At 72.8% G+C, this 14234-nt stretch carries 10 protein-coding genes and 2 pseudogenes; 7 read left to right on the top strand and 5 right to left on the bottom strand.

The window, feature by feature from the left end; genetic code table 11:
* Positions 1-13 precede the first annotated feature (13 nt).
* Entirely contained in the window at positions 14-1081 is a 1068-nt protein-coding gene (hemE, locus tag ACGFSH_RS24515; RefSeq protein WP_393352116.1) for a uroporphyrinogen decarboxylase, read from the bottom strand.
* 481 nt (positions 1082-1562) lie between these two features.
* Between hemE and ACGFSH_RS24510 the strand changes: the two genes are divergently transcribed.
* The 3 genes from ACGFSH_RS24510 (at position 1563) to ACGFSH_RS24500 (ending at position 4640) form a co-directional block, all read left to right on the top strand.
* Positions 1563-2189, top strand: coding sequence for a DUF3000 domain-containing protein (locus tag ACGFSH_RS24510; RefSeq protein ID WP_393352113.1), 627 nt, complete (start codon positions 1563-1565; stop codon positions 2187-2189).
* Positions 2190-2433: 244 nt separating this feature from the next.
* Positions 2434-3093: a response regulator transcription factor gene (locus ACGFSH_RS24505; RefSeq protein WP_329414662.1), complete on the top strand. Its 660-nt coding sequence runs from the start codon at positions 2434-2436 to the stop codon at positions 3091-3093.
* 260 nt (positions 3094-3353) lie between these two features.
* A complete protein-coding gene (locus ACGFSH_RS24500; RefSeq protein ID WP_393352110.1) occupies positions 3354-4640 on the top strand; it encodes an HRDC domain-containing protein in 1287 nt (428 codons plus the stop codon).
* Positions 4641-4752: 112 nt separating this feature from the next.
* Here ACGFSH_RS24500 and ACGFSH_RS24495 read toward each other — a convergent pair.
* Positions 4753-4944, bottom strand: a pseudogene (locus ACGFSH_RS24495) (carbohydrate ABC transporter permease); the annotation flags it as partial.
* Here ACGFSH_RS24495 and ACGFSH_RS24490 point away from each other — a divergent pair.
* From ACGFSH_RS24490 to ACGFSH_RS24480, 3 genes and pseudogenes are all read left to right on the top strand, one after another.
* Positions 4944-5158, top strand: a pseudogene (locus tag ACGFSH_RS24490) (substrate-binding domain-containing protein); the annotation flags it as partial. The pseudogenes ACGFSH_RS24495 and ACGFSH_RS24490 sit on opposite strands and share 1 nt — an antisense overlap.
* Positions 5159-5320: 162 nt before the next feature.
* Positions 5321-6547, top strand: a complete 1227-nt coding sequence (locus ACGFSH_RS24485) for a thiolase family protein (protein ID WP_393352108.1) — start codon at positions 5321-5323, stop codon at positions 6545-6547.
* A complete protein-coding gene (locus ACGFSH_RS24480) occupies positions 6544-8676 on the top strand; it encodes a 3-hydroxyacyl-CoA dehydrogenase NAD-binding domain-containing protein (protein WP_393352105.1) in 2133 nt (710 codons plus the stop codon). Before ACGFSH_RS24485 ends, ACGFSH_RS24480 begins: the two co-directional genes overlap by 4 nt.
* Before the next feature lie 119 nt (positions 8677-8795).
* Here ACGFSH_RS24480 and ACGFSH_RS24475 read toward each other — a convergent pair whose 3' ends face one another.
* On the bottom strand, positions 8796-9812 hold the full coding sequence (locus tag ACGFSH_RS24475; protein ID WP_393352102.1) for a hypothetical protein: 1017 nt from the start codon (positions 9810-9812) through the stop codon (positions 8796-8798).
* A 79-nt stretch (positions 9813-9891) separates the two neighbouring features.
* Between ACGFSH_RS24475 and ACGFSH_RS24470 the strand changes: the two genes are divergently transcribed.
* Complete coding sequence (locus ACGFSH_RS24470) at positions 9892-10326, top strand: NTP pyrophosphohydrolase (RefSeq protein ID WP_393352099.1); 435 nt, start codon at positions 9892-9894, stop codon at positions 10324-10326.
* A 159-nt stretch (positions 10327-10485) separates the two neighbouring features.
* Here the strand turns inward: ACGFSH_RS24470 and ACGFSH_RS24465 are convergent, their stop codons facing one another.
* Both ACGFSH_RS24465 and dxs read right to left on the bottom strand, forming a co-directional pair.
* Positions 10486-12006, bottom strand: a complete 1521-nt coding sequence (locus ACGFSH_RS24465; RefSeq protein WP_393352097.1) for an amino acid permease — start codon at positions 12004-12006, stop codon at positions 10486-10488.
* 156 nt (positions 12007-12162) lie between these two features.
* Positions 12163-14097, bottom strand: coding sequence for a 1-deoxy-D-xylulose-5-phosphate synthase (gene dxs, locus ACGFSH_RS24460; protein WP_393352295.1), 1935 nt, complete (start codon positions 14095-14097; stop codon positions 12163-12165).
* Positions 14098-14234 lie beyond the last annotated feature (137 nt).

The following is a 14234-nucleotide window of genomic DNA, read 5'->3' as shown; positions in this document are numbered from 1 at the left end:
CGCGCCCGGCGGATCAGCGGGCCGTCCGGGTGTGGACGTAGTCCACCAGGCGGGTCAGCGCGTCGGGGTCGGTGGACGGCATGACGCCGTGGCCGAGGTTGAAGACATGGCCCTCCAGGCCGGCCGCCGCGTCGAGGACCTCGCGGGCCTTGGCCTCGACAGCCTCCGTGCCGGCGAACAGCACGGTCGGGTCGAGGTTGCCCTGGAGCGTCTTGCCGGGGCCGATCCGGCGCACGGCCTCGTCGAGCGGGACGCGCCAGTCGACGCCGACGACGTCCGCGCCGGCCTCGCCCATCAGCTTCAGCAGCTCACCGGTGCCGACGCCGAAGTGGATGCGCGGGACGCCGTAGCCCTCGACCGCGCGGAAGACCTTCGCGGAGGCGGGCAGCACCGAGCGGCGGTAGTCGGCCGGCGCGAGGGCGCCTGCCCAGGAGTCGAAGAGCTGGACGGCGCTCGCGCCCGCCTCGATCTGCACCTTCAGGAAGGCGGCCGTGATCTCCGCGAGGCGGTCGAGCAGGTCGGCCCACAGCTCGGGGTCGCCGTACATCATCGCCTTGGCGTTCTCGTACGTGCGCGACGGGCCGCCCTCGACGAGGTAGCTCGCGAGGGTGAACGGGGCGCCCGCGAAGCCGATGAGGGGGGTGGCGCCCAGCTCGGCCGTCAGCAGGCCGATGGCCTCGGTGACGTAGGAGACGTCCTCGGGGGTGAGGTCGCGCAGCTGGGCGAGGTCGGCGCGGGTGCGGATCGGCCGTTCGACGACGGGGCCGACGCCCGGCTTGATGTCGAGGTCGATGCCGATGGCCTTGAGCGGGACGACGATGTCGCTGAAGTAGATCGCCGCGTCCACGTCGTGCCGGCGCACCGGCTGAAGGGTGATCTCGGTGACCAGGTCGGGCCGCATGCAGGACTCGAGCATCCCGACGCCCTCGCGGACCTTGCGGTACTCCGGCAGCGAGCGCCCCGCCTGCCGCATGAACCACACGGGCGTGTGCGGCACGGGCTCGCGCCTGCACGCCTTCAGGAAGGCACTGTCGTACGTCGCTGTCGGCTGCCGGCCCGCGGGGCTCTCGTTCGCGCTCACGACGGCAAGTCTCGCACGGCGCCGCGGACGGCCGGGCCGCCCCCCGCACCGACCCCCCGCCTCCCCGGCGCCATCCCGGTCACGCCCCGGACGCCCCTCTCCGCCACCCCTCCCAGGCTCCCTCCCCGCCTCGTCCGCGCGCCTCCCATGCGTCTTCCGTGCCGGTCCCGCGCCTGTTCGGTGCCGCTCAGGTGCTTCTTCCGTGCTTCTTCCGTGCCTCTTCCGGGCCCTTCTCGCGCTCCCGCACGTCCCCCCGCGGCCCCCCGTGCGCCCGCCCGTTCTGCGCCGTACGGGTCCTCGCGGGGCCCGCGCGTCCCTCTTCCGTGGCATCGCGGACGCGTCGGTCCGTGCGCCTGTTCGCCCAGCGCGCACCCGTCCGTGCGCCGTGCGCGGGTGTCTTGCCCCGCGCGGAGGCCCGGTTCCCCTTAATCTTCCCCGCATGGCTGCGGCTCAGGGACGACTGTCGGACGACGCTGGCGGGATGGATGACGCGAACGAGGGGGACCGGGACGGGAGCACATCGGCTCCGCTGCCCTTCCGGGCCGCCGTCGACGCGCTGAGAGCGGCCCGGCTGCGGCCGCAGATCGAGGTCGAGCAGACGCCGGCCCCGAAGCGGCTCGCCCCCTACGCCCACGCGCTGGAGGCGACGGTGGTGGACGGCGACCAGGACCTGGCCGACGGCCGGCTGGTGCTGCTGCACGACCCGGCCGGGCACGACGCCTGGCGCGGAACGTTCCGGCTGGTCACGCTCGTGCGGGCCGAACTGGAGCCGGAGATGGCGGCGGATCCGCTGCTGCCGGAGGTGTGCTGGTCGTGGCTGACCGGCGCGCTCCAGGCGCGGGGGCTGACGTACGGGGAGCCGAGCGGGACCGTCACGCGCGCCAGTTCACACTACTTCGGCGGGCTGGCGGAGCGCCCCGCGGCCTCGCAGATCGAGATCCGGGCCTCTTGGACGCCGCGCGAGGGGCTCGGCGGGGTGCCGGACACCGGGGCGCACCTGGCGTCGTGGTGCGATCTGCTGGCGCAGGTGGCGGGGCTGCCGCCGGCCGGGCCGGGCGACGCGTCGGTGGTGACGCTGCCGCAGCGCAGGGGGCCCCAGTCACGTTGACCATCTCTTTGTCGATACGACCATTTTCGGTCCCGTAAGACACCTACTTAAACCGACTCGATCTTCGGATGATCGATCGCGTGTCCGAATTGCACGTATTGTTACTCACTAGATCGTGATCATTGTCTAAAGGACCCCGGGTTCGCTGCCGAAGACGACTGTGACCTTGAAAGCACGGTTCGTCCCGGCTTCCTCCCCACAAGCCCCCACGAGCCGGCCCCCCGTCCCCCATCCAGGAGGCCTGGTGTCCGTTCTCCTCGAGCAGCCCGCAAGCCTGGTCGCCTACCGCCCGAACAAGCCCACCGCCATGGTGGTCGTGGCCGACCCGCGCGTCCGCTCCACCGTCACCCGCCATCTCTGGGCGCTCGGTGTGCGCGACGTCATCGAGGCCTCGTCCATCGCGGAGGCTCGTCCCCGCATCGGCAACCCCCGCGACATCTGCGTCGCCGACGTCCACCTGCCCGACGGCTCCGGCCTCACCCTCCTGTCGGAGACCCGCGCCGCGGGCTGGCCCAACGGCCTCGCCCTGTCCGCCGCGGACGACATCGGCGCCGTGCGCAACGCCCTCGCGGGCGGCGTCAAGGGCTACGTCGTCACCGGCACCCGCACCAACCTCGGCCTCCCCAGCCGGCCCGGTGCGGCCCCCCTCGGCGCCGCCGCCCGTATGCACCGCCGCCCCCCGGGCGCCCCGAGCCACCCGGGCGGCTACCGCGAACTCTCCGGCCGCGAGGTCGAGGTCCTGCGGCTGGTCGCCGAGGGCCAGTCGAACAAGGCCATCGGCGTCTCGATGGGCCTGTCCGCGCTGACCGTCAAGAGCCACCTCGCCCGCATCGCCCGCAAGCTGGGCACCGGCGACCGCGCCGGGATGGTCGCGGTGGCCCTGCGGACCGGCATCATCCACTGACCGCGCCCCCCGTCGCCCCTCCCTCCCCCGCCCTTCCCCTCCCCCCTCCCTCACCCCCTTTGCTCCCTCTCCCCGTGAGTCGCGCCGCCGGCCGTCGCCGGCCGGTCCCCGGCTCCGGACCGCGGCACGGCCCCCCGACCCCCTGCCGGTCGGCCGTCCGCCCCCGTCATTCACCGGCCTGACCGGTTTACGACCCCCCGGCACCCGCCGACGGAACGTTCCGTCGGCGGGTGCCGTCGATACACGGATACCCTTGACAGGTGACCGACGCCCAAGAAACCGCAGCAGCCAGTTCACTGCGAACCACCGGAGGCGCCCCTCCGGACGACGGCGGATCTACTGCTTCCGGGGCGCCGACACCTCTGCTGGAACCGCGCGAGGGCATTCCGCCCGTGATCGCCGACGAGGAATCCCTCGCCGAGGTGATCGCCGCGTTCGCCGCCGGCTCCGGCCCGGTCGCCGTCGACGCCGAGCGCGCCTCCGGCTACCGCTACGGCCAGCGCGCCTATCTCGTGCAGCTGCGCCGCGAGGGCGCGGGGAGCGCGCTGATCGACCCGGTGGCGTGCCCCGACCTGTCCGCGCTCGGCGACGTGCTGTCCGACGTGGAGTGGGTGCTGCACGCGGCCACCCAGGACCTGCCCTGTCTGCGCGAGATAGGCATGACGCCGACGCGGCTGTTCGACACCGAGCTGGCCGGACGGCTGGCCGGTTTCCCGCGGGTCGGCCTCGGCGCCATGGTCGAGGGCGTGCTGGGCTTCGTGCTGGAGAAGGGCCACTCCGCGGTGGACTGGTCGACCCGCCCGCTGCCCGATCCCTGGCTGCGCTACGCGGCCCTGGACGTCGAGCTGCTGGTCGACCTGCGCGACGCCCTGGAGAAGGAGCTGGACCGGCAGGGCAAGCTGGAGTGGGCCCGCCAGGAGTTCGACGCGATCGCCTCCGCGCCGCCGGCCGAGCCCCGCAAGGACCCCTGGCGGCGCACCTCCGGCATGCACAAGGTGCGCCGGCGGCGGCAGCTGGGCGTCGTGCGGGAGCTGTGGCAGACACGGGACCAGATCGCCCGGCGGCGGGACGTCTCCCCCGGCAAGGTCCTCTCGGACGCGGCCATCGTGGAGGCGGCGCTCGCCCTCCCGGTGAACGTGCAGGCACTGGCCGCGCTGAACGGCTACGGGCACCGGATGGGCCGGCGGCAGCTGGAGCAGTGGCAGGCCGCGGTCGACCGGGCCAGGGCGCTGAGCGAGTCGCAGCTGCCCCAGCCGGGGCAGCCGGTCGCCGGGCCTCCGCCGCCCCGCGCCTGGGCCGACAAGGACCCCGCGGCGGCGGCCCGGCTGTCCGCGGCGCGCGCCGCGGTGTCCGCGCTGGCCGAGGAGCTGAACATGCCGCAGGAGAACCTGGTCGCCCCGGACGCGGTGCGGCGCGTGTGCTGGGAGCCGCCCGCCGCCGACCGGGACGCGGTCGCCTCCGCGCTGACCGGGTACGGGGCGCGGCCCTGGCAGGTCGAGCAGGTCGCGCCGGTCCTCGCCGCCGCCCTCGCCGAGCCGGCCGCCTAGCCGCTCCGGCACCCGGCGGCCGGGCCGTCCTGCCGCGCGGCCTCCCTCGGCGGGCTCGGCGGCCTCCCCGGCGGCTGCGGCCGGCCGCCGGAGGGCGCCGCCTGCCGGACGGTCACCTCGTCGCTCCTCTCATGAAGCCGTTGCAGATGTCCTTCTGGAGGACGAGGAAGACGACCAGCGTCGGCAGGATGACCAGGACGGCTCCTGCCGAGATCGTTTCCCAGTGGGCCGAGCAGGGCCCCTTGAAGCGGAGCAGCGGCGTCGAGATCACGCCAAGATCCTGAGAGGGCATGCGGAGGAACGGCCGAGACGGGGCTCGCCGTGCCGGGCGACGTGTCCCTGCTCGCGTGGGACGACTCCCGGCTGTCCCGCCTCACCCACCCGACGCTCTCCGCCGTGAGCCACGACGTGCACGGCTCGCGGCAGGGGCCGCCCGTGCGCTGTTCGGGGTGACCGCGGGCGCGGGTCCGGCGCCGACGCCGGTGCTCACGCCGAGGGGATCCACCGCGCCGCCGCGGTCCTGGGCCAGGATGGTCGGCGAGCGCCGCCGGTGTGACGTTCGCCGCTCCTCCCGACAGGGGTGTGCAGCTACGTTACCCACAAGTAGCATGGGTTCTGAGCGCGCGCTCAGCGCTTGCGTGCCGCAGCAGTGCCACCCCGCACCCTGGAGGAGAGCCATCGTGCCTCGTACCGTCAGGGACGTCGTCTTCGTAGACGGCGTCCGTACCCCGTTCGGCAAGGCGGGCCCGAAGGGCATCTACCACGAGACCCGGGCCGACGACCTCGTCGTGAAGGCGATCCGGGAGCTGCTGCGCCGCAACCCCGGTCTCGACCCGAAGAAGATCGACGAGGTCGCCATCGCCGCGACCACGCAGATCGGCGACCAGGGCCTGACCCTCGGCCGCACCGCCGGCATCCTGGCCGGCCTGCCGACCTCCGTGCCCGGCTACTCCATCGACCGCATGTGCGCGGGCGCCCTGACGGCGGTCACCGCCGTCGCCGGCTCCGTCGCCTTCGGCGCGTACGACGTCGCCATCGCGGGCGGTGTCGAGCACATGGGCCGCCACCCGATGGGCGAGGGCGTCGACCCCAACCCGCGGTTCGTCAGCGAGAAGCTGGTCGACGAGTCCGCCCTGTTCATGGGCATGACGGCGGAGAACCTGCACGACCGCTACCCGCAGATCACCAAGCAGCGCGCCGACGAGTACGCCGTGCGCTCCCAGGAGAAGGCCGCCAAGGCGTACGCCAACGGCAAGATCCAGGCCGACCTGGTCCCGGTCTCGGTGCGCCGCACCAACGCGGAGGCCGGTGAGACGGGCTGGGGCCTGGTCACCGCCGACGAGCCGATGCGCCCGGGGACGACGCTGGAGAACCTTTCCGGCCTCAAGACCCCGTTCCGCGTCCACGGCCGGGTCACCGCCGGAAACGCGGCCGGCCTGAACGACGGCGCGACCGCCTCGCTGATCGCGTCCGAGGACTTCGCGCGCGAGAACGACCTGCCGGTCAAGATGCGCCTGGTGTCGTACGCCTTCGCGGGCGTCGAGCCGGAGGTCATGGGCTACGGCCCGATCCCGGCGACGGAGAAGGCCCTCGCCCAGGCGGGACTGTCCATCTCCGACATCGGCCTGTTCGAGGTCAACGAGGCCTTCGCCGTCCAGGTCCTGGCCTTCCTCGACCACTACGGCATCGCCGACGACGACGAGCGCGTCAACCAGTACGGCGGCGCGATCGCCTTCGGCCACCCGCTCGCCTCCTCCGGCGTCCGTCTCATGACGCAGCTGGCCCGCCAGTTCGAGGAGCAGCCGGAGGTCCGCTACGGCCTGACCACGATGTGCGTCGGCTTCGGCATGGGCGCGACGGTCGTCTGGGAGAACCCCCACTTCGAGTCCGCCGGAGGCGACAAGTGAGCACCACCACCGCTGAGCTCCTGAAGGGCGCGGCCGAGCTGTTCCCGGACGAGGTCGTCACCCAGGCGCACGTACGCCACCTCGACCTGCCGTTCGGCGCGGGGCGCTTCGCCCTGATCACGCTGGACAACGGCTTCGACCACACCAAGCCGACCACCTTCGGCCCGCAGTCGCTGGCCAATCTCGACCTGGCGATCGACCAGGTCGAGAAGGAGGCCGCGGCGGGCGAGATCGTCGGCGTCGGCGTCACCGGCAAGCCGTTCATCTTCGCCGTCGGCGCGGACCTCAAGGGCGTCGAACTGCTCAAGGACCACAAGGACGCGCTCGCCATCGGCAAGGGCGGCCACGAGGTCTTCAAGCGCCTCGCGGGCCTCGCGGTCCCGACGTTCGCCTATTACAACGGCGCGGCGATGGGCGGCGGCGTCGAGGTCGGTCTGCACTGCCGGTACCGCACGGTGTCCGCGGCGCTGCCCGCGTTCTCGCTGCCCGAGGTCTTCCTCGGCCTGGTCCCCGGCTGGGGCGGCTGCACCCTGCTGCCGAACCTGATCGGCGCGGACAAGGCCGTCTCGGTCATCATCGAGAACTCGCTCAACCAGAACAAGCAGCTCAAGGGCGTACAGGTCTACGAACTGGGCATCGCCGACGCCCTGTTCGAGGGCGCCGACTTCCTGGAGCAGTCCCTGATCTGGACGGCGTCCGTCCTGAAGGGCGAGATCGTCGTCGACCGTCCGGTGATCGACCGCGGCGAGGCCTGGGACCAGGCCGTCGCCCGCGGCCGGTTCATCGCCGACAGCAAGGTGCACGGCGCGGCCCCGGCCGCCTACCGCGCCCTCGACATCATCGCCGCCGCCAAGAACGGCGACCTCCAGCAGGGCTACGACGCCGAGGACGTGGCGCTCGCCGACCTGATCATGGGCGGTGAACTGCGCTCCGGCATCTACGCTTTCAACCTGGTGCAGAAGCGCGCCAAGCGCCCGGCCGGCGCCCCGGACAAGTCCCTGGCCCGTCCGGTCACCAAGGTCGGCGTGGTCGGCGCGGGCCTGATGGCCTCGCAGCTCGCCCTGCTGTTCCTGCGCCGCCTGGAGGTGCCGGTCGTGCTGACCGACATCGACCAGGAGCGCGTCGACAAGGGCGTGGGCTACGTCCACGCCGAGATCGACAAGCTGCTCGGCAAGGGCCGGATCAACCAGGACAAGGCCAACCGTCTCAAGGCGCTGGTCTCCGGCGTCCTGGACAAGGCCGAGGGCTTCTCCGACGCGGACTTCGTCATCGAGGCCGTGTTCGAGGAGATCGGCGTCAAGCAGCAGGTGTTCGCGGAGGTCGAGGCGGTCGCCCCGGCGCACGCGATCTTCGCCACCAACACCTCCTCGCTGTCGGTCTCCGAGATGGCGTCGAAGCTGAAGCACCCCGAGCGGGTGGTGGGCTTCCACTTCTTCAACCCGGTCGCGATCCTGCCGCTGCTGGAGATCGTGCGCGGCGAGCAGACCGACGACGCCTCGCTGGCCACGGCCTTCGCCGTCGCCAAGAAGCTGAAGAAGACGGCGGTCCTGGTCAAGGACGCACCGGCGTTCGTCGTGAACCGCATCCTGACCCGTTTCATGGGCGAGGTGCAGAACGTCATCGACGAGGGCACCCCGGTCGCGGTCGCGGAGAAGGCGGTGGAGCCGCTCGGCCTGCCGATGTCGCCGCTGGTGCTGCTGGAGCTGGTCGGCCCGGCGATCGGCCTGCACGTCTCGGAGACGCTGAACCGCGCGTTCCCGGATCGCTTCACGGTCTCCCCGAACCTCGCGGCCGTCGTCAAGGCGGGCAAGCGCGGCTTCTACGTCTACGACAGCGGCAAGCCAGAGCTGGACCCCGAGGTCTCGGCGCTCCTGAACCAGGGCGACACCGTCCTGACCGAGGAGCAGGTGCGGGCGCGCGTCCTGGACGCGGTGGCGCAGGAGATCGGGCTCATGCTCGACGAGGGCGTCGTCGCCGAGGCGCAGGACATCGACCTCTGCCTGATCACGGGCGCGGGCTGGCCCTTCCACCTGGGCGGCATCACGCCGTACCTGGACCGCGAGGGCGTCTCCGAGCGCGTCAACGGCAAGAAGTTCCTGGCGCCGGGCGTGGCGTCGGTGCCGGCGTAACGCCGGTGACCGGGTGCGCGTCGTGCACCTGAAGAGGGCCTCCGCCTACGGGCGGAGGCCCTCTGTGCTTGACCGGTCCCACGAGGTGCTGCCTCAAACGGCCGTGCGGCCGCGACGCGTCAGACGGGCTGCCAGGCCGTCAGGGCGAGGCCCGGTTCGTCCTTGCGGCGGGTGAGCAGCAGGTCCCCGGTGGACGGGGACAGGGCCGCCGCGACCACCCGGTCCAGGTGGTCCTTGGCCAGCGCGACCACGGCGTCGGCGGGCAGCTGCGGCCCGGACTCGGTCCACCAGGCGCCCGCCGACTCGCGCTCGGTGGGGTACGCGGCGAAGGCGACCCGGCCGCTCGCGGAGCGCTGGGCGAGCAGCGTGCAGTCGTGGCTGTCCAGTTCGGTACGGACGGCGGCGACCGGGCCGGGGCCCGCGGCCGCCAGCAGGCGGACGGCCTTCCCGCCGGAGCGCCAGGCGCACAGGTCGCCCGACTCGTCGGTGTAGAAGACGGTGGTGTGCTCCGCGGAGGTGGCCAGGGCGCGCAGGGTCCCCGCTCGCACCGGCGCGTCGAGCGACCCGGTCAGCTCCGGCTCGGCGTCCTGCGCCGGCCGGCTCCAGTGCAGGATCCCGCCGGACACGGCCGCGTAGGCCTCGACGCGGCCCGACGCGGCCGCGACCGCCACGGGCGGCTCCTCGACGCCCTGTCCCTCCAGGTCCCGCCAGGGCTCCCAGCCGCCCTTCTCCTTCTGGACGATCAGGCCCACCCCGCCCCCGCCCTTGCGGACGAAGACGTGCGCGCGTCCCTCGGCGTCGACGGCTACCGCGGGCGTGCCGGTGCGGCCGCCCTTCTTGTCGGGGTGCCCGAGGGGCGCCCAGTCCAGGGCGGCGAGCAGCGGCCGGAAGTGCGTGGAGTGCACCAGGCCGGTCACGCCCTTGCGCGTGGTCCACCAGGTGGCCAGGTGCGCGTACTCGTCCGCGCCCTGGCCGAGGCCCAGGACGGGATGGACCTGCTGGTCGCCGCCGACCCTGCGCGGGGCCTCCCAGGGCCCTCCCGGGAAGCGTTCCGCCCGGCACAGGACGGCGTCGTCCGACACGAGATACACAGCGAGCCGCCCGTCGCGGCCGCGTATGAGCCAGTCGCCGTTCACCCGGTCACCTTATGACGCGGGCGGCGGGACGCCCGCGCGCGGGTCTCGCCCGGGGGCCGTCCGTGCGACCGTGGGCCGCATGGACGACAACGACGACACCGTCGGCACCGGCATCGGCGACGGCGAACCCGGCCACGGTGACGGCGACGGAGACAGGGCCCTGCTGGTGATCGTGGACGGCGCGAACGTCGTCGGGTCGGTGCCCGACGGCTGGTGGCGGGACCGGCACGGGGCCGCGGAGCGGCTGCGCGACCGGCTGGCCGCGCACGGGCTGCCCGGGAGCACCGGGCCCGTGGAGATCGTCCTCGTGGTCGAGGGCGCGGCACGCGGGGTGGAGCCGGTGCCCGGGGTGCGGGTGGAGGCGGCGTCCGGCAGCGGTGACGACCGCATCGTGGAGCTGGTCGCCGAGGCCGGAGCGCGCGGGCGTCTGGTCGTGACGGCCGACCGCGAGCTGCGCCGCCGGGTCGCCGAGCTGGGCGCGGACGTCACCGGGCCGCGCGCGGTGCGGGGCTGAGCCCCGGCGGGACGCCCCGCGCGTGGGGCGTCCGGGCACGACGGGCGGCGGGCCCCGCACGCCGTGTGCGGGGCCGGCCGGGACACGCGCCGCGGGAGGCCGCCCGCAAGAGCCCGTGGGGCAGGCCCGCGAGCGGCCGTGAGGGCGGCTGTGAGGCCGTCAGACGGTGTCGTCGCGGGAAGGTCCGGCGGAGGCCGCGGAAGCCTCCTGAGGGCCCGCGAGACGGCTGTGGGAGCGGCCGTAGAGGAAGTACACGGCGAAGCCGACGACCATCCAGATGCCGAACCGCAGCCAGGTCTCGGCGGGCAGGTTCAGCATCAGCCACAGCGAGGCGCACACCGACACGATCGGCAGGGCCGGCACCCAGGGGGTGCGGAAGGCCCGCGGCAGGTCGGGGCGGGACCGGCGCAGGATGATCACGCCGATGGCGACGACGATGAACGCGAACAGGGTGCCGATGTTCACCAACTCGGCGAGCTCGCTCAGGCTGGTGAAGCCGGCCAGGATCGCGATGAGCACGCCGAGCAGGATGGTCGGCCGGTGCGGGGTCCGGAACCGCGGGTGGACGTGGGAGAAGAAGCGCGGCAGCAGGCCGTCGCGGCTCATGGCGAAGAAGACGCGGGTCTGTCCCAGGAGCAGGATCATGCAGACCGTGGTCAGGCCGACGGCGGCGCCGAAGCTGATGAAGCCCGCGAACCAGGGGTGCCCGGTGGCCTTGAAGGCGTCGGCGAGCGGGGCGCTCACGGAAAGCTTGGTGTAGTGCTCCATCCCGGTGACGACGATCGAGACGGCGACGTAGAGGACCGTGCAGATGATCAGTGAGCCGATGATGCCCCGGGGCATGTCGCGCTGCGGGTTCCTGGTCTCCTCGGCGGCGGTGGCGACGACGTCGAAGCCGATGAAGGCGAAGAAGACCACGGAGGCCGCGGTGAAGATGCCCATGACGCCGAAGTTGGACGGCGCCCAGCCGAACATCAGCTGGATGAGCGGGGCCTTGAGGCCGCCGCCCGCGTCCACGGCCTGCGCCTTGGGGATGAACGGGTCGTAGTTCTCGCCGTGGATCAGGAAGGCGCCGGCCACGATCACGGTCAGGACGACGGTGACCTTGATGGCGACCACGATGGAGGTGAGGCGCGCGGAGAGCTTCGTGCCGACCACGAGGACGGCGGTCAGCACCAGGACGAGCCCGGCGGCCAGGATGTCGAAGCCGAAGCCGTCGGCGCCCTCCCGGCCGCTGAGCGCCGCCGGCAGGTGCCAGCCCGCGTTGTCCAGCAGCGAGGCGATGTACCCGGACCAGCCGACGGCCACCACGGCCGTGCCGAGCGCGAACTCCAGGACCAGGTCCCAGCCGATGATCCAGGCGGGCAGTTCCCCGAGGGAGGCGTAGCCGAAGGTGTACGCGGAGCCGGCCACCGGGACGGTGGAGGCGAACTCGGCGTAGCAGAGCGCGGCGAGCGCGCAGACGACCCCGGCCACCACGAAGGCGAGGGCGACCGCGGGACCGGCGTTGTTCTTGGCGACCGTGCCGGTGAGGACGAAGATGCCGGTGCCGATGATGACGCCGACGCCGAAGACCGTCAGATCGAGCGCGGACAAGGACTTCTTGAGCGCGTGCTCTGGCTCCTCGGTATCGAGGATGGACTGCTCGACCTTCTTCGTCCGGAAGAGGGTGCTGCTCACGGGGTACCTCCCACGCTGTGTCGTCCTCGACATGATCGAGAGGGGGCGTAGACCGTATGCCCCGGCGCGGGCCGGTTAACGCGAACGGACCGCTTCCACCACTCTTCGCAGTGGCGGAACCGGTCCATCCGGACGTGTCGGCGGGCTGCGACGGCGTCAGTCGCGGGCGCTCTCCACGGAGTCGACGTCGGAGGCCGCGGCGCCGTACCGGCCGTAGCGTCCGTCGAGCTTCGAGACGAGGCCGGTGACCTGGCGGGCGATGTCGGGCGCGGTGAGCCCGATCTCGGCCATGACCTCCGCGCGCGAGGCGTGGTCGAGGAAGCGCGGCGGGATGCCGAAGTCGCGCAGCGGGACGTCGACGCCGGCGTCGCGCAGGGCCTGGGCGATCGTGGAGCCGACGCCGCCCACGCGCGAGTTGTCCTCGACGGTGACGACCACCCGGTGCCGCTCGGCGAGCGGCGCCATGGCCTCGTCGACGGGCTTGACCCAGCGCGGGTCGACGACCGTGGTGGTGATGCCCTGGCGGTCGAGGAGCGTCGCGATCTCCAGGCACATCGGGGCGAGGGCGCCCACGGAGACCAGCAGCACGTCGGGGGTGTCGGTGCCGCTCTCGCGCAGCACGTCCATGCCGCCGACGCGTCCCACGGCGGCCACGGCGGGGCCGACGGCGCCCTTGGAGAAGCGGACGACGGTCGGGGCGTCCTCGACCTGGACGGCCTCGCGCAGCTGGGCGCGGACCTGGTCGGCGTCGCGCGGGGCGGCGAGCCGGAGGCCGGGCACGACCTGGAGGATCGACATGTCCCACATGCCGTTGTGGGAGGCGCCGTCGGTGCCGGTGACGCCCGCCCGGTCCAGGACGAAGGTCACCCCGCACTTGTGCAGGGCGACGTCCATCAGGACCTGGTCGAAGGCCCGGTTCAGGAAGGTGGCGTACACCGCGAAGACCGGGTGCACCCCGCCCGCGGCCAGGCCGGCGGCGGAGACGGCGGCGTGCTGCTCGGCGATGCCGACGTCGTAGATGCGCTCGGGGAAGGCGTCCGCGAACTTCTTCAGGCCGACCGGCTGGAGCATGGCCGCCGTGATCGCGACGATGTCCTCGCGCTCCTTGCCGAGCCGCACCATCTCGTCGCCGAAGACGGAGGTCCAGTCGGCGCCCGAGGCCTTGATCGGCAGACCGGTGTCGGGGTGGATGGGGCCGATGCCGTGGAAGCGGTCCGCCTCGTCCTGGAGGGCGGGCTGGTAGCCGCGGCCCTTCTCGGTGAGGCAGTGCACGATGACCGGGCCGCCGAACCGCTTGGCGCGGGCCAGCGCGGACTCCAGGGCCTCGATGTCGTGGCCGTCGATCGGGCCGACGTACTTCAGGCCCAGGTCCTCGAACATGCCCTGGGGGGCGATGAAGTCCTTCAGGCCCTTCTTGGCGCCGTGCAGGGTCTCGTAGAGGGGCTTGCCGACGACCGGCGTGCGCTCCAGGAGGTCCTTGCCGCGGGCCAGGAAGCGCTCGTAGCCGTCGGTGGTGCGCAGGGTGGCGAGGTGGTTGGCGAGGCCGCCGATGGTCGGCGCGTAGGAGCGCTCGTTGTCGTTGACGACGATGACCAGCGGGCGGTCGCCGTCGGCGATGTTGTTCAGCGCCTCCCAGGCCATGCCGCCGGTGAGCGCCCCGTCGCCGATGACGGCGACGACGTGGTCGTCGCGGTCCAGGATCTGGTTGGCCTTGGCGAGGCCGTCGGCCCAGCCGAGCACCGTGGAGGCGTGGCTGTTCTCGATGACGTCGTGCTCGGACTCCGCCTGCGAGGGATAGCCGGACAGGCCGCCCTTCATCTTCAGCCGGGAGAAGTCCTGCCGGCCCGTGAGCAGCTTGTGCACGTAGGACTGGTGGCCGGTGTCCCACAGCACCTTGTCCTTGGGCGAGTCGAACACCCGGTGCAGGGCGATGGTGAGCTCGACCACGCCGAGGTTGGGGCCGAGGTGGCCGCCGGTCTTGGAGACGGCGTCGACGAGGAAGGTCCGGATCTCCCCTGCCAGCTGGTCCAGCTCCTCCAGGCTGAGCCGGTCCAGATCGCGCGGTCCCCTGATGCGGGTCAGCAGCGGCACCCGTGCCTCCTTGCAGTAAAAGCTGATCGAGCTGTTGCCGGGCTTGTCGAGTCTAATGTTCCGCCCGGGCGGCCGGTGTCCGGCCCGTGCGTCATACGTCACGCGAACGGGCGTACCCGGGATCGGCCCCTCCCAAG

Origin of the sequence: Streptomyces sp. NPDC048481 (assembly GCF_043200075.1) — a bacterium.
Classification (GTDB): Bacteria; Actinomycetota; Actinomycetes; order Streptomycetales; family Streptomycetaceae; genus Streptomyces.
The sequence above is the reverse complement of the archived record's forward strand: the minus strand, read 5'-3'. Positions and strand labels throughout refer to the sequence as shown.

Coding starts and splice junctions, on each gene's coding strand:
- ACGFSH_RS24510 (WP_393352113.1), top strand. CDS start 1,563: ATGGATGACGCGAACGAGGGGGACCGGGACGGGAGCACATCGGCTCCG.
- ACGFSH_RS24470 (WP_393352099.1), top strand. CDS start 9,892: ATGGACGACAACGACGACACCGTCGGCACCGGCATCGGCGACGGCGAA.